The sequence below is a fragment of the Reyranella sp. genome (genome assembly GCF_004297265.1).
Lineage (GTDB): Bacteria > Pseudomonadota > Alphaproteobacteria > Reyranellales > Reyranellaceae > Reyranella.
On sequence record NZ_SCUT01000028.1, the window covers coordinates 51,830 to 71,545 of the forward strand.

At 67.1% G+C, this 19,716-nt stretch carries 18 protein-coding genes; 13 read left to right on the forward strand and 5 right to left on the reverse strand.

Annotation, left to right across the window (positions count from 1 at the left end; all coding sequences use genetic code 11):
* The first annotated feature begins 112 nt into the window (after positions 1-112).
* Genes EPO41_RS13135 through EPO41_RS13150 form a run of 4 tightly spaced genes read left to right on the forward strand, consistent with a single transcriptional unit; the run spans position 113 to position 5,409 of the window.
* On the forward strand, positions 113-2,719 hold the full coding sequence (locus EPO41_RS13135; protein ID WP_296325729.1) for a nitrate reductase: 2,607 nt from the start codon (positions 113-115) through the stop codon (positions 2,717-2,719).
* Positions 2,719-4,125: a siroheme synthase CysG gene (gene cysG, locus EPO41_RS13140; protein WP_296325932.1), complete on the forward strand. Its 1,407-nt coding sequence runs from the start codon at positions 2,719-2,721 to the stop codon at positions 4,123-4,125. The genes EPO41_RS13135 and cysG overlap by 1 nt, the downstream gene beginning before the upstream one ends.
* A 42-nt stretch (positions 4,126-4,167) precedes the next feature.
* Positions 4,168-4,911, forward strand: a complete 744-nt coding sequence (locus EPO41_RS13145; protein WP_296325730.1) for a DUF882 domain-containing protein — start codon at positions 4,168-4,170, stop codon at positions 4,909-4,911.
* 3 nt (positions 4,912-4,914) lie between these two features.
* Positions 4,915-5,409 carry an O-acetyl-ADP-ribose deacetylase gene (locus EPO41_RS13150; RefSeq protein ID WP_296325731.1) on the forward strand — a complete coding sequence of 165 codons (495 nt, stop codon included), beginning with the start codon at positions 4,915-4,917 and terminating at the stop codon, positions 5,407-5,409.
* Positions 5,410-5,670: 261 nt separating this feature from the next.
* Here the strand turns inward: EPO41_RS13150 and EPO41_RS13155 are convergent, their stop codons facing one another.
* A complete protein-coding gene (locus EPO41_RS13155; RefSeq protein WP_296325732.1) occupies positions 5,671-6,246 on the reverse strand; it encodes a DUF924 family protein in 576 nt (191 codons plus the stop codon).
* Positions 6,247-6,293: 47 nt separating this feature from the next.
* On the opposite strand from EPO41_RS13155, the gene EPO41_RS13160 reads away from it, so the two are divergent.
* The 6 genes from EPO41_RS13160 to EPO41_RS13185 all read left to right on the forward strand — a co-directional run bounded on the left by EPO41_RS13160 (position 6,294) and on the right by EPO41_RS13185 (position 12,150).
* On the forward strand, positions 6,294-7,859 hold the full coding sequence (locus EPO41_RS13160) for a sulfatase-like hydrolase/transferase (protein WP_296325733.1): 1,566 nt from the start codon (positions 6,294-6,296) through the stop codon (positions 7,857-7,859).
* A 14-nt stretch (positions 7,860-7,873) separates the two neighbouring features.
* Complete coding sequence (locus tag EPO41_RS13165) at positions 7,874-8,881, forward strand: glutathione S-transferase N-terminal domain-containing protein (RefSeq protein WP_296325734.1); 1,008 nt, start codon at positions 7,874-7,876, stop codon at positions 8,879-8,881.
* Positions 8,882-8,965: 84 nt separating this feature from the next.
* On the forward strand, positions 8,966-9,799 hold the full coding sequence (locus EPO41_RS13170; protein WP_296325735.1) for an alpha/beta hydrolase: 834 nt from the start codon (positions 8,966-8,968) through the stop codon (positions 9,797-9,799).
* A gap of 184 nt (positions 9,800-9,983) precedes the next feature.
* On the forward strand, positions 9,984-10,970 hold the full coding sequence (locus tag EPO41_RS13175; protein WP_296325736.1) for a tripartite tricarboxylate transporter substrate binding protein: 987 nt from the start codon (positions 9,984-9,986) through the stop codon (positions 10,968-10,970).
* Between the two features lie 133 nt (positions 10,971-11,103).
* Positions 11,104-11,919 (forward strand): universal stress protein, encoded by an 816-nt coding sequence (locus tag EPO41_RS13180; protein WP_296325737.1) that lies wholly within the window; start codon positions 11,104-11,106, stop codon positions 11,917-11,919.
* A gap of 51 nt (positions 11,920-11,970) precedes the next feature.
* Positions 11,971-12,150, forward strand: a complete 180-nt coding sequence (locus EPO41_RS13185; protein WP_296325738.1) for a hypothetical protein — start codon at positions 11,971-11,973, stop codon at positions 12,148-12,150.
* Positions 12,151-12,234: 84 nt separating this feature from the next.
* Here EPO41_RS13185 and EPO41_RS13190 read toward each other — a convergent pair whose 3' ends face one another.
* Genes EPO41_RS13190 through EPO41_RS13200 form a run of 3 tightly spaced genes read right to left on the reverse strand, consistent with a single transcriptional unit; the run spans position 12,235 to position 14,015 of the window.
* On the reverse strand, positions 12,235-13,143 hold the full coding sequence (locus tag EPO41_RS13190; protein WP_296325739.1) for a hypothetical protein: 909 nt from the start codon (positions 13,141-13,143) through the stop codon (positions 12,235-12,237).
* Positions 13,140-13,544 carry a phage holin family protein gene (locus EPO41_RS13195; protein ID WP_296325740.1) on the reverse strand — a complete coding sequence of 135 codons (405 nt, stop codon included), beginning with the start codon at positions 13,542-13,544 and terminating at the stop codon, positions 13,140-13,142. The genes EPO41_RS13190 and EPO41_RS13195 overlap by 4 nt, the downstream gene beginning before the upstream one ends.
* A 9-nt stretch (positions 13,545-13,553) precedes the next feature.
* A complete protein-coding gene (locus EPO41_RS13200) occupies positions 13,554-14,015 on the reverse strand; it encodes a hypothetical protein (RefSeq protein ID WP_296325741.1) in 462 nt (153 codons plus the stop codon).
* A gap of 225 nt (positions 14,016-14,240) precedes the next feature.
* Between EPO41_RS13200 and EPO41_RS13205 the strand changes: the two genes are divergently transcribed.
* Positions 14,241-15,728, forward strand: a complete 1,488-nt coding sequence (locus EPO41_RS13205) for a glucan biosynthesis protein G (RefSeq protein WP_296325742.1) — start codon at positions 14,241-14,243, stop codon at positions 15,726-15,728.
* Between the two features lie 28 nt (positions 15,729-15,756).
* Positions 15,757-17,547 (forward strand): glucans biosynthesis glucosyltransferase MdoH, encoded by a 1,791-nt coding sequence (gene mdoH / locus EPO41_RS13210; RefSeq protein ID WP_296325743.1) that lies wholly within the window; start codon positions 15,757-15,759, stop codon positions 17,545-17,547.
* Here mdoH and EPO41_RS13215 read toward each other — a convergent pair.
* On the reverse strand, positions 17,540-18,208 hold the full coding sequence (locus EPO41_RS13215; RefSeq protein WP_296325746.1) for a glutathione S-transferase family protein: 669 nt from the start codon (positions 18,206-18,208) through the stop codon (positions 17,540-17,542). The two genes, mdoH and EPO41_RS13215, sit on opposite strands and share 8 nt — an antisense overlap.
* Before the next feature lie 74 nt (positions 18,209-18,282).
* On the opposite strand from EPO41_RS13215, the gene EPO41_RS13220 reads away from it, so the two are divergent.
* A complete protein-coding gene (locus EPO41_RS13220) occupies positions 18,283-19,662 on the forward strand; it encodes a leucyl aminopeptidase family protein (RefSeq protein WP_296325935.1) in 1,380 nt (459 codons plus the stop codon).
* The last annotated feature ends 54 nt before the right edge of the window (positions 19,663-19,716 follow it).

The window sequence follows — 19,716 nt, forward strand, 5'->3', positions numbered from 1 at the left end:
GCCGTGCGCAGCACGGCGTCTCGAAGGATGGGCAACGGACACGGTGCGCGTGCCCACCCTTCGAGACGCGCTCCCGCGGAGCGCTCCTCAGGGTGAGGTCGTTGTTGTCGTCATGACGGCCGCCGTCCACACCACCTGCCCCTATTGCGGCGTCGGGTGCGGCATCGTCGCGACGCCCGACGGGAAGGGCGGCGCGGCCATCGCGGCCGACCATGATCATCCTGCCAATCGCGGGCGGCTGTGCTCCAAGGGCGCGGCGCTGGGAGAGACGCTGTCGCTCGAGGACCGCCTGCTGCATCCCGAGATCGACGGTCAGCGCGTCTCCTGGGAGGTTGCGCTCGACACGGTGGCGGAGGGCTTGCGGCAGACGATCGAGGCGCACGGGCCCGACGCCGTCGCATTCTATGTCTCCGGCCAGTTGCTGACCGAGGACTATTACGCCGCCAACAAGCTGATCAAAGGCTTCCTCGGCACCGCCAACATCGACACGAACTCGCGCCTCTGCATGGCCTCGTCGGTGGCCGGTCACAAGCGCGCCTTCGGCAGCGACACGGTGCCCGGCCTCTACGAGGATTTCGAGCGGGCCGACCTGGTGGTGCTGGTCGGCAGCAACCTCGCCTGGTGCCATCCGGTGCTGTTCCAGAGGCTTGAGGCCGCGCGGCTCGCACGACCGTCGATGAAGGTCGTGGTCGTCGATCCGCGCCGTACGGAAACCTGCGATATCGCCGATCTCCATCTTCCCCTGAAGCCCGGCAGCGACGTGGCGCTGTTCAATGTCCTGCTGGCCGGCCTCGCGGATCGTGGTGTTGTCGATCGTGACTTCGTCGAGCGACACACGTCGGATCTCGCTGCGGCGCTCGCCGTCGCGAGCGCGACGAATCCTGCCGTCTGCGGCCTGCCGCGGTCCGACATCGACACCTTCATCGACTGGTTCGCCCGTACCGAAAGAGTCGTGACTCTCTATTCCCAAGGCGTGAACCAGTCGAGCGCCGGCGTCGACAAGGTCAATGCGCTGATCAACTGCCACCTGCTGACCGGCCGCATCGGCCGGCCCGGCATGGGACCCTTCTCGATCACCGGCCAGCCCAACGCGATGGGCGGCCGCGAGGTCGGGGCACTCTCCAACACACTGGCAGCCCACATGGATTTCGGTCCGGCCGGGATCGACCGGGTCGCACGCTTCTGGCGGGCGACACGCATGGCGACGAAGCCGGGCCTCAAGGCGGTGGAATTGTTTGAGGCCGTGCGCGCCGGCCGCATCAAGGCGGTGTGGATCATGGCGACCAATCCGGTCGCGAGCCTGCCCGATGCCGACGCCGTGCGCGAGGCGTTGCGCGGTTGCGAATTCTCCATCGTCTCCGAGGCGATCCGCGCCAGCGACACGGTCGATGCCTGCCGCATTCGACTACCCGCCCTTGCCTGGGCGGAGAAGGACGGAACGGTGACGAACTCCGAGCGTGGCATCTCGCGTCAGCGACCGTTCCTGCCGCAGCCCGGCGAAGCGAGGCAGGATTGGTGGATCCTCTCCGAGGTTGCGCGGCGGCTCGGCCATGGTGAGGCCTTCGCCTGGCGCGGCGTCGCCGACATCTTCCGTGAACACGCCGCACTCTCCGGTTTCGAGAATGACGGAACGCGCGACTTCGACATCGGCGCGTACGCCGCGATCGACGATACCGCCTATGACGCGCTTCGACCGTTCGTCTGGGGCGGTGCCGCCGATCGGCGCTTCTTCGGCGACGGCCGTTTCTTCCACGCCGACCGCCGCGCACGTTTCATCGCCACGACACCGCGCCTGCCCGTAAATGCGCCGGATGAATCACGGCCGCTGATCCTCAACACCGGCCGGGTGCGCGACCAGTGGCACACCATGACACGCACCGGGAAGTCGGTGCGGCTCGCCGGCCATCGGCCCGAGCCCACGATCGAGATTCATCCGGACGATGCATCGGCGCGCGGTCTCGGCGATGGCGACATTGCAGAAGTGACGAGCCTTTGGGGCCGCGGCGCGCTGCGTGTCCATGTGACCGACTCGTTACGCAGGGGCGAGGTCTTCGGGCCCATGCACTGGACCGCGCAGGTCAGCCGCGCGGGTCGCATCAACGCTGCCGTGAATCCGGCGGTCGATCCCATTTCCGGCCAGCCGGAACTGAAACATACGCCCGTCGAGATTCGTCGGCTAGATATGCGCTGGCATGGCACGATTCTCGCTCGGCGCGCGGTGATGCTGCCGCAGATTTCCTATTGGGCGCGGATCAGAGGCGCCGGCTATCACGCCTATATGGTTGCAGGCGATCAACCCTTGGCAGTTGCACAGCAGGCGCTGTCTGCGGCCGTGCGCACCGCCAACCCGGGTCCGTGGCTTGCCGGCGACAAGGGCGTCGGTGCGGTCGTCAGCGATGGTCGCGTCGAGGCCGTATTGACCCTGGGATCGACATACGAGGCGGAGGCGCGTGACCGCTTCGCACCGTTCATGGCGCTGGAACGCCTCACGACAGGGCAGCGCAACGAGCTGCTGCACGGCGGGACTGACATGCATCGCGGCGGCGAGCTTTGCGCCTGCTTCGGTGTATCGCGCGGTGCCGTCGAAGCGGCCATCGCCGACGGCGCGACCTCGCTGGCCGCGATCGGAGCGACCACGCATGCCGGCACCAGTTGCGGTTCCTGCCGTCCCGAGATCCGCGCGCTGCTGCGCGCGGCGCGCCTCGTGAGGGCCGCGTGATGCAGACCTTCCCGCTCTTCCTGTCGCTGCAGGGCCGCCGCGCGCTGGTCGTTGGCGGCGCCGATGCGGCCGCGCGCAAGGCGGAGCTGCTGCTCAAGGCCGGTGCGCAGGTCTCGCTCATCGCCGAGACGGTTGGCGGCGAGATTGCCCATTTCATCGCCGAAGGCCATGTTTCCTGGGCCGGCTGCGCCTTCGACGACGACGATCTCGAGGGCATGTCACTGGTCATCGTGGCAACCGAAGACGAATCGGTGCAGGCGCGCGTCTCGGGCGCCGCTCAGGTGCGCTGCATTCCCGTCAATGTCGTCGACCGGCCCGCGCTCTCGACCTTCATAATGCCGGCGATCATCGATCGTGCGCCCATTACCATTGCCATCTCCACCGCCGGTACCGCGCCCGCGCTCGCGCGCCGCATCCGCGCCGACATCGAGCGCAGCCTCCCGGCGGCGCTGGGTCGGCTGGCGCGCTTCGCCGAAGTCTTCCGCGAACAGGTTCGCCGTACGCTCGTCGTGCCGCGCGCGCGCCGCCGCTTCTGGGATCGCGTCTTCGAAGGCCGGGTCGGAGAACTCGCCCTGGCCGGCGACGAGATCGGTGCGCGGCGCGAGTTGATCCGTCTGCTCGACAATGCACGCAGCGAGAGCCCAACGGCCGGCATGGTCCATCTGGTCGGCGCCGGGCCGGGCGATCCCGACCTGTTGACCCTGAAGGCGCATCGCCTGCTGCAGCGGGCCGATGTCGTGGTCTACGACCGGCTGGTTTCCGACGAAATCCTGGCGATGGCGCGCCGCGATGCCGAGCGCGTCTATGTCGGCAAGCGCCGGGCGAACCATTGCGTGCCGCAACCGGAGATCAACGACCGGCTGGTGGCGCTGGCTCGTGCGGGCAAGAGCGTGGTGCGCCTGAAGGGCGGCGATCCGTTCGTGTTCGGCCGGGGCGGCGAGGAGGTCGAAGCGCTGGTGGCGGCGGGCGTGGCCGTCGAGGTGGTGCCGGGCGTGACCGCCGCCCTGGGTTGTGCCTCGAGCGCGGGCATTCCGCTCACCCATCGCGACCATGCCCAGGCCTGCGTGCTGGTCACCGGTCATCTCAAGAATGGCACGGTCGATCTCGACTGGGCGATGCTCTCGCGGCCGCGACAGACCGTCGTCATCTACATGGGCGCCGGCGCGCTCCAGCACATAGCGTCGCAACTGATCGCCCATGGCCTGCCGGCCTCGACCCCCGTCGCCCTGATCGAGAACGGCACCACCGATCGCGAACGCCGCGTCGTCGGCACGCTGGCGACGATCGATCGGCAGGCCCGGCAGGCGTTCCTGAGCGGTCCCACGCTCTGCATGGTGGGTGAAGTGGTCGGCTTGGCGCTCAGCCGTGATCAGGAATTAAGCTTTGAGTCGAGAATGGGTCTCTGATAAGGGTGTCTGTGACAAAAATGCAACAACACCGGGGCAGGGATGCGTAGTTTTGTACTGAGCCTGGCGACACTGTTGGCATTTGCCGGCACGGGCTTCGCCCAAACCAATACAGGCGCTTCGACCGCTCCCAAGGTCAAGACCGCCGCTAACGCGACCACCAAGACTGCCACCACGAAGAAGACCGCTGCACCCGCCAAGTCGGCGAGTGTCCAGAAGGCCGCAGCCCAGCAGAAGAAGGCGCCGGCCACCACCCCCCAACAGCTCCGCGCCTCGCGCTACGGCGGTTTCGCGCCCGCCGCAATGGCCGCACCGCTGCCGGCACCCGATCTCGACCTCTCCAGCCCGCGCAGCCTCAGCCTGGTGAATTTCAACACCAAGGAAGAGATCACCGTCACCTACTGGTCCAGCGGCGCCTATCACCGCAGCGCTCTCGACCAGCTCAACCAGTTCCTGCGCGACAGCCGCGACAGTGGCGTGACGGAGATGGACCCACTGCTGTTCGACGTGCTGTGGCATACCGCCCGCATCGCCGGCTACGGCGGCCAGATCGAGGTCCTGTCGGCCTTCCGCTCGCCCGAGAGCAACGCCTGGCTGGCCAGCGTCAGCCGCGGCGTGGCGCGCGACAGCCAGCACATGAACGGCAATGCCATGGACATCCGCTTCCCGGGTGTCCCGGTGTTCCGCATCCGCCAGGCTGCGCGGTCACTGAACATGGGTGGCGTCGGCTTCTACCCGCGCTCCGGCTTCGTGCACCTCGACACCGGTCCGGTCCGCTACTGGTAAAACATGAGCCGCATCGAGATCGTCGAGGGCGACATCACGCGCCTCGACGTCGATGCCATCGTCAACGCCGCCAAGCAGAGCCTGCTGGGCGGCGGTGGCGTCGACGGCGCCATCCATCGCGCTGCCGGTCCCGAACTCCTGGGCGAATGCCGCACCCTGGGCGGCTGCCCTACCGGCGAAGCCAGGATCACCGCCGGCTATCGCCTCAAGGCACGCCATGTCATCCACACGGTCGGCCCGGTCTGGCAGGGCGGCGCGCAGGGCGAGCCCGAGCTGCTGGCCCGCTGCTACCGCAACTCGCTGGCGCTGGCGGTCGTGGAGGGCCTGCGAAGTATCGCCTTTCCGGCCATATCGACCGGCATCTACGGCTACCCGAAGCAAGCCGCCGCCGACATCGCCGTCCGCGAAGTCCGCCTGATCGGCATGCCCGAGCATGTGGTCTTCTGCTGTTTCGATACGGCGACCGCCAATCTCTATCGCGAGATCTTGGGCGGATAGCGTCGAGCCAAGCCGGCCAGGAAGATCCTCACTTAAAGCAAACCGTCGTCTCGACCGAAGCCTCGCCCCTCGAATACCTCGGGGTAAACTCCACGAGGCGTAGCGGAGGGACCTTCGCTCAACCAAAAGCCGGCAAATCGAGGAGAGAAGATCTCTCCGCTCCGCGGCGGAGCCTGCCCCGAGGCATTCGAGGGGCGCTCCGGTCGAGATGACGGAGTTTATCGTTGGCGTCTCTTTAAGCGTTGGTGGGAGCGTGTCTTTTTATTGCCCGTACCGATTGGCGTTCTTCAGGTACTCGAGTTCCTCGGCCGTAGTGCTGCGGCCCAGCACCTCGTTGCGATGGGGGAAGCGGCCGAAGCGGGCGACGACGTCGCGGTGATCGGCGGCTGACTTCAGATTGTCCTCGCCGCCGATCGTCTCGAACAGGGCGCAGGCGAATTGCTGGTCGGCGAGATGCTCGCTGTGGCCGAACGGCATGTAGAAGAACAGCCGCATGTCGACGGGGAACACCGACGGATAGAAGCGCGCCAGCGCGTAACGCGCGATATCGATGGCCTTGGCATCGCCCGCAAAGGCGCGCGCGGTCTTGCGGAAGCAGTTCCGGGTGAACTGGTCGCAGAGGAGGATCAGCGCCAGCGCGCCCTCCGGTGAATCCTTCCAGGCATCGAGCTCACCCGCGATCGCCCGTTCGATCGCGGCACCAAAGCGGCCGACGGTCTCGGCGTCGAATTTCGGTGTGCTCCGCCACCAGATGTCGCGCGGCTTGCCGTGATCGGGATGGCCGAGCGGCAGGAACCAGAAATCGATGATGTCGCGGATGGACGGCGCCTGTGTCATGCGGCTTAGTTAGACAGGGCACGCAGAAGCCGTCGAGAGAGGAAACCGTGGGCAAGGTAAAGAACGTTTTGTTCATCATGTGCGACCAGCTGCGCGCGGACCATCTGTCCTGCGCCGGGCACCCGCACCTGAAGACGCCGGCGATCGACGCGCTGGCGGCGCGCGGCGTGCGCTTCCCGCGCGCCTACGTGCAGTCCGGCGTCTGCGGCCCCAGCCGCATGAGCTTCTATACCGGCCGCTACGTGTCGAGCCACGGCGCCACCTGGAACAGGGTGCCGCTCTCCTTGCGCGAAAAGACCCTCGGCGAGTTCCTGTCGGCTGCCGGGATCAGGGTAGCGCTGGCCGGCAAGACCCATGTGCTGCCCGACCTGGAGGGGCTGGAACGCTTCGGCATCGAGGGCGGCTCGGCGCTCGAAGCGTTGATGCGGGCCGGCCGCTTCGAGGAGCTGGACCGTTACGATGGACACTCGCCGCCCGGCGCGGAGAGCGGCTACGCCGACTATCTCCGGCGGCACGGCTACGTCTCCGACGATCCCTGGAGCGACTTCGTCATCGCCGCCGACGGGCCGGGCGGCGAGAAGGCCTCGGGCTGGTTCATGCGCAACGTCCACCTGCCCGCGCGCGTGAAGGAAGAGCATTCCGAGACCGCCTACATGACGCGCGAGGCGATGCGCTTCATCGACGAGATGGGCGAGAAGCCGTGGTGCCTGCATCTCAGCTACGTGAAACCGCACTGGCCCTACATGGCGCCGGCGCCCTATCATAACCTGTACGGCGCCGCCGACATGCTGCCGCTGAACCGCGACGAGCAGGAGCGCGCAAACGAACATCCCGTTCTCGCCGCCTATCGCGAGATGGAGGAATCGGTCTCCTTCAGCCGGCCCGACGCGCCGGGCATCGTGCGGCCGGCCTATATGGGCCTGATCCGCCAGCTCGACGACTGGCTCGGCCGCCTGTTCGCGCACATGGAACGCGCCGGCCGGCTCGACGACACGCTGATCATCTTCACCGCCGACCATGGCGACTTCCTGGGCGACCATTGGCTGGGCGAAAAGGAGATGTTCTACGATGAGGCGCAGCGCGTTCCCTTCATCGTGGTCGATCCCGACCCAGAGGCCGACCTGACGCGCGGCACGGTCGACGAGCGCTTCGTCGAGGCGATCGACGTCGTGCCGACCATCCTCGAAACGCTCGGCCTGCCGCCGCAGGATCACCTGCTGGAAGGCCGCTCGCTGCTGCCGCTGCTGCGCCGGATCCATCTCGACACCTGGCGCGATGCGGTCTTCTCCGAGCTCGACTATTCCTTCCGCGAGGCCCGCACGATCCTCGGTCGCAAGCCCGATGAATGCCGCGCCATCATGGTGCGCACCGACCGCTGGAAATATGTCTGGTGGCAGGGCTACCGGCCGATGCTGTTCGACCTGGCCAACGATCCGAAGGAGCGCCGCGATCTCGGTGGCGACCTCACCTATGCCCCGATCTTCCGCGAGATGGAGGACCGGCTGAACGCCTGGGCGAAGGCGCGCAAGAGCCGCGTCACCGTCGACGACGCCTATGTCGCGGCGCGCACGGCGAAGCATCGCCAGCACGGCATCTTCTTCGGCCAATGGTAAGAATGAACGGTTACATGAGCACGAACCCCTACATCCTCCACGGCTTCGGCCCCTCGCCCTATTCGGTGAAGATGCGCGCGATCCTGCGCTACCGCCGGCTGCCCTTCATCTGGAAGGCCGTGGGCTGGCCGCGCGACGTCGCGGTCGCGGCCGGATTGCCGCCGGTGATCCCGGCACTGACCTTTCCCGACGGCACGGTGATGAACGATTCGACTCCTCTCGCCCATGCGCTGGAGCGCGCGCATCCCGGCCAGCGCTCGATCGTGCCGGACGATCCGGCGCACGCCTATCTCAGCGACCTCTTGGAGGATTTTGGCGACGAGTGGGTCACCAAGATCATGTTCCACTATCGCTGGTACTATGCGCCCGATCGGAAATTCGCCCAGGATTGGGTGATCACCTCACGCAATCCGCAGATGCAAGAGGCCGAGCGGCGCGCGGCGATGCAGGCCTTCAACGACCGCCAGGTGGGCCGCATGGCGATGGTCGGCTGCACCGACGGCAACCGGCCGGTCATCGAGGACAGCTACCGCTTCATCCTCGACGCGCTCGATCCCCATGTCCGCAAGATGGAGTATCTGTTCGGCTCGCGGCCGTCGCTGGCCGATTTCGGCCTCTTCGGCCAGCTGCAGATCCTCTCGGTCGATCCGACGCCGATGATGGAGATGCGGGAGCGGGCGCCCGACGTCTATTGCTGGCTGCTGCGGCTCGACGATGCCTCGGGCGTCGAGGGCGAATGGCTGACGGCCGATGCGCCGCTGCCGGACGCGGTGACCGCCCTGTTGAAACATTGCGGCGAGACTTACCTGCCGTTCCTCGCGGCCAATCGGGCGGCGCTGGAGAGCGGGGCCCCGTCAGTCGATCTCGACATCCTCGGCCAGCCATGGAGTCAGGCGCCCTTCCGCTACCAGGCCAAATGCTACGACGCGCTGCGCAAGAAGCTGGCGGCGCTGCCGGCCGACGTGCGCCGGCGGCTCGATCCCGTGCTCGACGCGACGGGCTGCCTGCGCTGGCTCGAATAAGGCTCGTCCCTTCCTAGGTCGAATGGCGCATGCACGCCGTGTGAAGTAGGAGTCTCTTCTGATTGAGAGCGGAGGAGAGACGCAGTGACCACAGCGACCGAAGAGACGTTCGAAGGTAAGGGCGACCTCAAGATCTACCTGCGCTCTTGGTCGCCCGACGGCGCGCCGCGCGCCGTCGTCGTGATCTGCCACGGCGTCAATTCCCATGGCGGCCAGTATCTGTGGCCGGCCGGCGAGCTGGTGAAGAAGGGCCTTTCCGTCTTCGCCCTCGATCTGCGGGGGCGTGGCAAGTCGGAGGGCGAGCGGTTCTACGTCGAAGACGTCGCCGACTACGTCTCCGACCTGGCGAGCGCCATAAAGATCGCCAAGGCGCGCCATCCCGGCCTGCCGGTCTTCCTGCTGGGCCACAGCGCTGGCGGCGTCGTCTCCGCGACCTACACGCTCGACAACCAGGCCGAACTCGCCGGCTTCATCTGCGAGAGCTTCGCCTTCCAGGTGCCGGCGCCGGGCTTCGCGCTCGCGGCCATCAAGGGGCTGAGCCACATCGCACCACGCCTGCCGGTGCTCAAACTGAAGAACGAGGACTTTTCGCGCGACCCTGCGGCCGTGGCGGCCCTGAACGCCGATCCGCTGATTGCCCACGAGATCCAGCCCGCCGCCACCGTCGCCGCGCTGGTCCGCGCCGACGAGCGGCTGCGCGAGGAGTTCCCGAAGATCACCTTGCCCTTGCTGATCCTGCACGGCACCGCCGACAAGGCGACGGTCTGCGAGGGCAGCCAGTTCTTCCGCGACACGGCGGGCTCGGCCGACAAGACGTTGAAGCTCTACAAGGACCACTTCCACGACCTGCTGGCCGACACCGGCAAGGAAGGCGTGATGGCTGACATCACCGCCTGGATCGACGCGCATCTGACCTAGGCGCCGGACAGCGGCGGCAACTCGCGCCGGCCCTCTTCAAAAAAACACGTGACTTTCAAGCAAGCGGCCCGCTGAGCGACCTCACGGGCCGCAGCGCGAGCCGTGGCCGCCGGTTCGCGGTGACGCCCATCGGACGGGCTGTTAGCGTCCGCGCACCGATCAAGAAACGTCGTTCGGAGGAAGCATGCCCGTGTTCAAGACCAGCCGTCGCGCCCTGTTGGCCGGCGCCGCCGCCACCCTCGCTGCGCCGAGCCTCGCTCGCGCCCAGGACGCCTTTCCCAACAAGCAGATCAAGTTCATCGTGCCCTACACGCCGGCCGGCGCGACCGACAACATCTCGCGCATCGTCATGGCCAAGGTCTCGGAGATGCTCGGCCAGCAGGTGCTGATCGACAACCGCGCCGGTGGCGGCGGCACGATCGGCACCGACGCGCTCGCCAAGGCGGCATCCGACGGTTACACGATCGGGCTGGTCACCATTTCCATGTTCTGCATGGCCCCGGCCCTCTACGCCAAGCTGCCTTACGATCCAGTGAAGGATTTCTCGCCGATGGCGGGCATGTCGGTCTGGCCCAACATGCTGGTGGTCCATCCCAGCGTGCCCGCCAAGACCGTGCCGGAACTGATCGCCCTGCTGAAGGCCAATCCCGGCAAGTACAACATGGCCTCGTCCGGCTCAGGGACCACAATCCATCTGGCTGGCGAGATGTTCAAGCAGCTCACCGGCACCGACATGCTGCACGTTCCCTACAAGGGCAGCGCCGGGGCGATGCAGGACCTGATCGCCGGCAACGTGCACATCATGTTCGACAACATGCCGAGCTGCTGGCCGCACGTGCAGGCCGGCAAGCTGCGGGCGCTGGGCGTCACCAGCCGTGAGCGCAACAAGGCCGCGCCCGACGTGCCGGCGATCATCGAGTTCGTGCCGAACTACGTGGTCGAGGTCTGGATGGGCTTCGGCGGCCCGGCCGGCGTGCCGCAGCCCATCGTCGACAAGCTGGCCGCCGTCGGCACCAAGGCGCTCGAGGATCCCGACGTGAAGGCCAAGTTCGCGGCCCTGGGCAGCGACCCCTGGCCGATGGCGCCCAAGGGACTGCAGGACCGTATCGTGAGCGAGATCGCGGTCTGGGCGCCCATCGTCAAGGCGAGCGGCGCCAAGGTGGACGGCTGAGGCCGGCCCACCCCGATATCCAACCGGCGCGCCGTTCTCCGCTCGGGAGGACGGCCGTCGCGGCGCTCTTCGATGTGCTCACTGATGCCCGGTTCATGCTAATTCCCTCGTCAACGACGGCGGGGGAGACAGCATGTACAAATCCATTCTGGCGGTTTCCGAGGGCGGCCCCGACGCGGCCATGTCGTTCCGCCTCGCTGCCCGGATTGCCGTCCTGTTCGATGCCATCGTCGACGCGGTCCATTTCTCGGAGGCCCGCCGGGGCGATGCCGACATCGCGCTCCAGTCGATGCCTTTCCTCAAGACCGACTCCGACACGCGCCTCGAGGGCCGCGCCCGCGAGTCCGAGCGCGCCTATCGCGAGCTGATCGCCTCGCTCAAGGGCGCAACGTTCAGCGGTTCGGGCCTGACGCGTGCGCGCCTCGTCGCCATGGGGCGCGAATCGAGCCTGTTGCTGCTCGGCCGTCCCGGCACCGATCCCGAGAACATCGCGCCCGGGACCGTTCATGCCGCACTGTACGAGTGTGCGCGGCCCGTGGTGATCGCGCCACCACATCCCGGCCACCGGCCGATGTCGTCGGTCGTCGTCGCCTGGAACGGCAGTGCGCAGGCGGCCCGTGCCGTGGGCTATGCGCTGCCGTTTCTCGCCAGGGCCGAAAACGTGACGATCCTCGTGGCCGGCGCGGCGCCCGATACCGTCGGCACGCCGTTCCTCGTGCGCACGCTCGGCCGTCATGGCATCGCGGCCGCGGTGGAGACGATGGATCCGGGCGACGTCTCGGGCCGCACCCGCGGCCGCGCGCTGCTGGACTATACAAGGGAGAGGGGCAGCGGCCTGCTGGTCATGGGCGCCTATGGTCACGGCGGGCTGTCGAACTTCCTGGGGCTCGGCGGCGCGACGGCCAAGGTGATCGCTTCATGCCCCGTGCCGCTTCTGCTGGCGCATTGAGCGAGAACGAGAAGGTTCGGACTCCGCGACCGAACACCTGTACAAGGAGCAATGAGCAACGAAGCATTCGGCAAGCACATGGTGTGGACGGTGGACCCGCGCACCCAGTCTGAAATCGGCATCGGCTATTCGAGCCTGGTGGAAGCCCAGGCGGAGGCCTCGAAACTGGAGCAGGTGGGCTACAAGATCCTGCGGATCAGCCCGATGACCCTGCCCAAGCCCAACTCCTGACGACCGCCGCACAAGTTCGGTCGTTTTCGTCGAGACATAAAAGGCCGCCCCTTCGGGCGGCCTTCTTCTTGGCGATGCTGGCGGTTACGCGGGCCGGGAGGTCGAGGTCGGCACCATCGTATCGACCAGCTTGCCAGCAACGTCGCCGACCTTCTCGCCGATATGCGCATCGGCGAGTTGTTCGGTGACCGTATCCTTGGCGGTTTCGAGGACGTCGCGGCCCTTGTCGATCGCCTGGGCACCGACCTTGCCCAGCACATTGCGCTCGGCCTGCGAGACCGGCAGCGCCGCGCCGAAGATCGCCCCCAGCGCGGTGCCGATCGCGGCGACAAGGATGGGCTGTTCTTCCAGCAGCTTCGACACGGCCTGCTTCGTATCGGCGGCAAGCTTCGTCGCGTCCTGTTCGAGATGCTGTGCGGCGTCCTGGCCGTCATGGAGCAGTCGTCTCGCCTGATCGACCTGTTCGCCGGCTCGATCGCGCAGATCGCCCGCGGTCCCGCGCAAAGTGTCGGTGGTCGCGGCGGCGGTCTCCTTGACGGAGTTCGCGGTGTTGGTCGCCAAGCCCGTTACCTTGTCGGTCACCTTGCCGGCCATGTCCGAAACCTTGTGGCTGGCCTGACCTGCCAGCGACTTCGCGGTATCGGCAGCCGTGCCCGCCGCGGTCTTGACGCCGCTTGCCGCGGCGACGGCGGCGTCGGCGCTCGCGGAACTGGCCGCGCGGATTGCGCTGGAGGCAGACGACATCACGTCCGAGCCGGTCGTTTTGGTGAGCATCATGGTGAGCCCTGCGCCGATCAGAAGCGCGGCGCCGGGATTGCTGCGCGCCGAATCGGCCAGGCTCTTCACCAAAGTGAGGCTGCTGTCGCGCAGCACTCCGACGAGTTCGGCCGACAGGGCCTGACTGGTCATGCCGTCGCGGAGCTGGCCGAGCGTGTTGGACAAGCCGGCGCGCTGGGCCTCGGCCTCGCGCTGGAGTTGGGCGCTCTCTCTCATGTCAGGCTCTCCTTCGCCATGCGGGCGTCGTTCTGCAGGGACGTGATGGTACGGGTCGGGGTGGGGTCGACGGCGCCGATCGTCTTCTTGCCGGCAAGGAGGACGACGATGCCGCCCAGTGCGGAACCGCCGGCGACGATCAGGATCGCGAGCGCGGGAGCGACTCCGCTCTCGATCAGTGCCGCGACGACGGCTTGCAGGACCAAGATGACGGCGGCGATGAGGAAGGCCGTGCCTACCAACATCATGGCGAGACCGCTGACGACGCTGGTCTTCAGCGCTTCGGCCTTTTCGCCCAGCTCGACGCGGGCGAGACGGATTTCGGTCTGGATCAGGTCGGCGCTGCGACCCAGGGCATCGGTCACCAAGGCGACCACGCCCGGCCTTTCTGTGGTGTTCATCCCCGCCTCCTAAACGTCGATCCTGCCGACACTGGGCTCGTTCGCCCGCGGTCCCGCTGCTTCCGTCGAGGCGCCCATGCCGGCCTTGACGATGCGGGCGAGCGCGAAGCCCACGATGGCAGAGCCCGCGAGCAGGGCGAGCGGTTGGCGCTTGCCGAAATCGGTGGCCATGGTCAGAAGCTCGCCGGCCGACTTGTCCCGCAGGTCGTCGGCCAGGCGGTCGATGCGCTGGCCGGTCGAGCGCACATAATCGGCAACCGCGGGCGACTGGTCCTGCAACGAGCCGGCGAGCGTGGCCGCGGTCTTGCCCAGCGCCGAGACGGCCGCGGCGCCGCTCTCCGCGGACCGGCTGGCAAGTTCCTCGGCCTTGCCGCTCAGCGCGGTCTTGATTTCGGAAACCGCCGCGCCGAGGTCCGGCCTCGTGTTCCCGGATTCCGGCTGGGTGGTGCTGTCGTGCATGGCGTCGGGCATGATGCGGTTCTCCCTCGACAATCTCGTCTCCGGCGGTAGGCCGTGATGATCGCGGGCTGCCAACGTGCACTTGCCCCTTTTCGTTCCGCCATGATCGAGCGCGGGGACGATCATGTACCCTGGCGAACACAACCGGTGTTCCGGTGGGGCCTCATGGCGAGGGAGGGCAACCGTCCGGTTCCTTGCTGCGTTGCGGCACGACCTTGCCATCGCATGAGGGATTCCGTGGTCCGATTTGTTGCGTTGCTCGTCGTGCTTGTGGGGACCAGCCTCTCGACGGCGCAGGCAAGCGAGTTTTTCGACAAGCTGATCGATCGAGCGCGGCACTCGGCGACGCAGGCTTACACAAAGGGAGCGCCGGTCGCGGACACGGCAAAGCTGGGATACGACGCCTATCGCGGCATCCGCTTTCGGCCGGACTCGATCCTGTGGCGCGACAAGAAAAGCAGCTTCCACGTCGAGTTCTTCCCGACCGGCTTCCTCTATCAGACGCCGGTCAAGATGTACGTGATCCAGCGAACGGGCTCTGAATCGGCGGGAGCGGCGACAGCCCTCTCGCCCTCGCCCGAGATGTTCGACTTCGGCACCGCCACGCCGCCGGCCAATGTCGGCTTCGCGGGCTTCAAGGTCACGCACCCCCTGAACGGCCAGAAGTTCGACGAGATCGTTTCGTTCCTGGGCGCCAGCTACTTCCGGCCGATCGGCAAGGGCCAGGTCTATGGCGCCTCGGCGCGCGGGCTGGCGATCGACACGGCCCAGCCGCGTTCGGAGGAATTCCCCGAGTTTCGGGAATTTTGGCTGGTCGAGCCGGCTCCCGGAGACAAGTCGATCACGATCTACGCGCTTCTCGAATCGCCGGGAGCCAGCGGCGCCTACGCCTTCACGGTAACGCCGGGCGCACGGACCACGGTCGACGTCGATGCGCGTCTCTTCATGCGACATGGCGTGTCGATGCTGGGCATCGCGCCGCTCACCAGCATGTTCCTGTCCGGCAAGTCCGGCCCCTGGCGCGATGACTTCAGGCCCGAGGTGCATGACTCCGACGGGCTGGCACTCCTGACCGGCGGAGGCGAGCGGATCTGGCGGCCCCTGGGCAATCCCGGCTCGCTGCAGGTCTCGTCTTTCGTCGACAACAATCCGCGCGGCTTCGGCCTGCAGCAGCGCGAACGCCGTTTCGATCGCTACCAGGACGGCGTCGCCAAGTACCAGACGCGTCCCAGCCTCTGGATCGAGCCGAAGGGCGACTGGGGTGAGGGCGAAGTCCGTCTGGTCGAGATCCCGACACCGTCCGAACATCACGACAATATCGTCGCCTTCTGGGTTTCGCGGTGGCCGGTCGAGAAGGGCGCGGCGCTGGAATACCGCTATCGCCTTTCGGCCTTGAGTGACGAAGCGTCGCTGGCACCCGAAGCGCGCGTCGTTGCGACGCGACAGGCATCCGTCGACGGCAACGACAAAGCCCGCCGTCTCGTCGTCGAGTTCGAAGGCGACGTTTTGACCAGGCTACCGGAGGAACGGGTGGTGGAGTCCAACGTAGAGGTGAGCGGTGGCAAGCTGTTGCGGGCCGAGATCGACCGGCCCTCTGGCTCCGCCAACCGCCGCCTCTTCCTCGACGTGGAGCCTGAGAGTCGCCGTACCGCCGACATTCGGGCCTTCCTGACCGTGGATGGCAAACGATCGAGCGAGACTTTCAGCACCCAGCTTCGGCCCTGATACCCATTGCCCGCGGAGGGCGCGTCTCATGCAAGCCACTGAAGACCACAGCCTCTGGAACCTCGACCGCCTTGCAGGTCGCGCGGGCTGGCGGCGGTTCCTCCTGCTCGCTCTCGCCGCCGCGACCACCGCTGCTGGCATTCATCTGCTGGCCACGGCGCTTGGTCCGCAGGTTCCCTACGGACTTGCCGTCGCCCTGCTCGTGGTATTCGCGCTGGGCTTCGGCTGGATCGCGCTCTCCTTCTGGGCCGCCCTGATCGGCTTCGTGTTGAAGGCCAGCGGCCTGCATCCTCTTTCGCTTCGCCGTAAGGGTGCCGGCGATGGCGAGGTTCCGGCGCTCCGCGGCCGAACGGCGATCCTGGTGCCCGTCTACAACGAAGCGCCGGACGAAGTCTTCGCCCGCCTCGCGACGACCTGGCGCTCGCTGGAGACGACCGGCCGGTCCGATGCCTTTGAGCTCTTCGTGTTGAGCGACACGACCAACGACGCGATCGCGGCCGAGGAAGCGGCGGGCATCGAGGGGCTGCGCCAGCAGTTGGGCATCGGTGAACGCCTGCACTGGCGCCGCCGCGCCAGGAATGTCGGCCGCAAGGCCGGCAACATCGCGGATTGGCTCGACAACCAGGGCGCCCGCTTCGACCACATGATCGTGTTCGACGCCGACAGCGTGATGTCGGGCGACACGATGGTGCGTCTCGCCGCTTTGATGGAGGCGAGTCCGCAGACCGGCATTATCCAGACCCATGCGGTAGCGATGGGACGCGAGACGCTGTTCGCCCGCGTGCTGCAATTCTCGTCGCGCCTGTATGGTGGCATGCTCGCCACCGGCCATGCCTTCTGGCAGATGGGCGAGGCCAATTACTTCGGCCACAACGCCATCATCCGCGTCGCGGCGTTCTCCCACCATTGCCGCCTGCCGGTGTTCAAGGGCCGCGCGCCGTTCGGTGGCGAAATCCTGAGCCACGATTTCGTCGAGGCGGCCTTCATGCGTCGCGCCGGTTTCTTCGTCTGGAACCTGCCGACCCTGGGCGGCAGCTTCGAGGAGCTGCCTACCAACGTCATCGACTATGCGGTGCGCGATCGCCGCTGGATGCAGGGCAACCTGCAGCATGCGCGGTTGGTTCCCGCGCGCGGCCTGCACTGGATGAGCCGGCTCCACCTGGTGATGGGAATCATGGGCTATCTCGCCTCGCCTCTCTGGCTGGGTTCGCTGCTGCTCAGCGCCGCCATCGTGCTGGAACACGAGATCGTCGGCCCGGTCTATTTCGGCAACCTGCCGTCGCTGTTCCCCAACTGGCCGCAATACAATACCGGCCACGTCCACGGGCTGCTGCTGGTGACGGCGCTGATGCTGTTCCTGCCCAAGCTGCTTGCGATGGTGCTGGGCCTGTTCTCGCCGGCGCCCGCCTATGGCGGACGGCTGGCGCTGATCGGCAGCGTACTCCTCGAGACGCTGTTCTCGATGCTGCTGGCACCGGTGATGATGCTGTTTCACTCGACATTCGTGCTGGGCATCCTGGCCGGGCGCGCGGTTGGCTGGCCGCCGCAGGCCCGCGGCGATCGCGGCATGACGTGGGATCTCGCGCTGGGCCGGCACCTCGGCCAGATCGTCCTGGGAGTCGCCGCCGTCGCGGTGATGGGCTACTGGGCGCCGTCGTTCCTCTACTGGCTGCTGCCGGTGGTCGCGGGTCTGCTCCTGGCGCCGCTCCTCGCTGTTTTTTCCAGTCGGCGCAGCCTGGGCGTCGGGGCGCGCCGCTGGCGCATGTTCATGACGCCGGAGGAACGGCAGGACAAGACGCCGAGCCTGCCGGCTACTTGAACTCGTACTTGTCGATCAGCCAGGGCTCGTGCTCGGCGGCATCGATCCATTCCCTCATGGCGGGATGGGCCAGCACAGCCTTGCAATAGGCGTCGGCGTCATTGTCGAGGGTGACGCCGTAGGTCTTGAAGCGCGTCGCCACGGGGGCGAACATCGCGTCGGCGGCGCCGAAAGTGCCGAACAGGAATCCTTCGTCCTTCTGGAAGGCGCCGGCAAAGCGCTTCCGGCAGTCGCGCCACAGGAAGGTGATGCGCTCGATATCGGCGCGCACGCCCGGCGTCATGCCCTTGCCGGGAAACGAGGCGCGGATGTTCATCGGCATGTTGTCGCGGAGATCCGTGAAGCTCGAATGCATCTCCGCCGAGATCGAGCGGGCATGGGCGCGGGCGGCGGCGGAGGGTGGCCACAGGCCGGCCTCGGGCTTGAGGTCGTTCAGGTATTCCGCGATCGCCAGCGAGTCCCACACCGCGAGTCCGCGATGCAGCAGCACCGGCACGCGGCCCGACGGCGAGTGCTTGCGGATCGCCGCCTGCGTCTCGGGCCTGTCGAGGGGCACGACAATCTCATCGAACTCGATGCCGGCGATCCTGACCATCAGCCAGCCGCGCAGCGACCACGACGAATAATTCTTGTTGCCGATCACAACGGTGAATTCGGCCATGTACGCCCTCCTTGCCAGCCATGGAGTTTGGCCGGCAATGTTAACCGTTCTCCTTGAATATTGTGAGCATGGCCATGTCGCTGCCGTTCGTCGACCGTTCTTCTTCCTCCTTACCCCTGCAGTTTGTGGGTCGTTCGAAGTGGGGTGCCTGGCTGAAGGCGCAGTCCGCGGCGCGGCGTGCCTGGGTCGACTCGCTGGGGATCTCCGGATCTCCGGGCGAAGTCGCCGTGTTGCCGGGCGATGACGGCAAGGCTTCCGGTGCAGTGCTGGTGATTCCCGACGCCCCGACCCTGTGGGATTTCGGTGCACTCGCGTCGAAACTGCCGGCCACGACGTGGCGCCTGGACGGCGAGACCGCGCCGGTCTCGATGACAGACGTCGCCGTGGCGATCGGGCTCGGCGCCTGGAAGTTCGAGCGCTATCGCGCGACCAAGAGCAAGGGCGGCCCGCGCTTCGTGTGGCCTGCGACTGCGGACAAGAAGCGCGCGATCGCCATCGTCGAGGCGATCTCGATGGCGCGCGACCTGATCACCACGCCGTCCTCCGATATGGGCCCGGCCGAGCTGGCCGCGGCGGCGCAGGGCCTCGCCAAGGCGCACAAGGCCAAGGTGAAGGTGATCGTGGGCGACGATCTCCTGAAGCACAACTATCCGACGATCCATGCGGTTGGCCGCGCCTCTGCGCGCCCGCCGCGGCTGATCGATCTCACCTGGGGCAAGGCGAGCCACCCGAAGGTGACGCTGGTCGGCAAGGGCGTGTGCTTCGACACCGGCGGCCTCGACCTCAAGCCCGCGACCGGCATGCTGATGATGAAGAAGGACATGGGCGGTGCGGCGAACGTGCTCGCGGTCGCATCGATGATCATGGCGACCGGCCTGCCGGTGCGGTTGCGCGTGCTCGTGCCGGCGGTCGAGAATTCCGTGGCTGGCAATGCCTTCCGCCCGATGGACGTGATCAAGACGCGCAAGGGCATCACCGTCGAGATCGGCAACACCGATGCCGAGGGCCGTCTGATCCTGTGCGATGCGCTGCATGAGGGCGCGTCGGAGAAGCCGGCGATGATGATCGACTGCGCCACCCTCACGGGCGCGGCGCGCGTGGCCTTGGGGCCGGACCTGCCGGCGCTGTTCTGCAACGACGACGCGCTGGCCGACTCGCTCATCGCGGCGGGCAAGGAGGTCACGGACCCGATGTGGCGGATGCCGCTGTTCGCGCCCTATCGCCAGATGCTGTCCAGCAAGGTGGCCGACATCAACAACGTCTCGGCGGGCGCCTTCGGCGGCTCGATCACGGCCGCGCTCTACCTCAAGGAATTCGTGCCCGACGACGTGCCGTGGGCGCATTTCGACATGATGGCCTGGAACAACAGCAGCCGGCCGGGCCGGCCGGAAGGCGGCGAGGCCCAGGTGGCGCGCGCGATCTACCGCACGATCGCCGACAGGTTCGGGAAGTAGCAGGGGAGCGCGCCATTCCAGTGGCGCTCATACCTTTTGCCTGATCAACGAAGC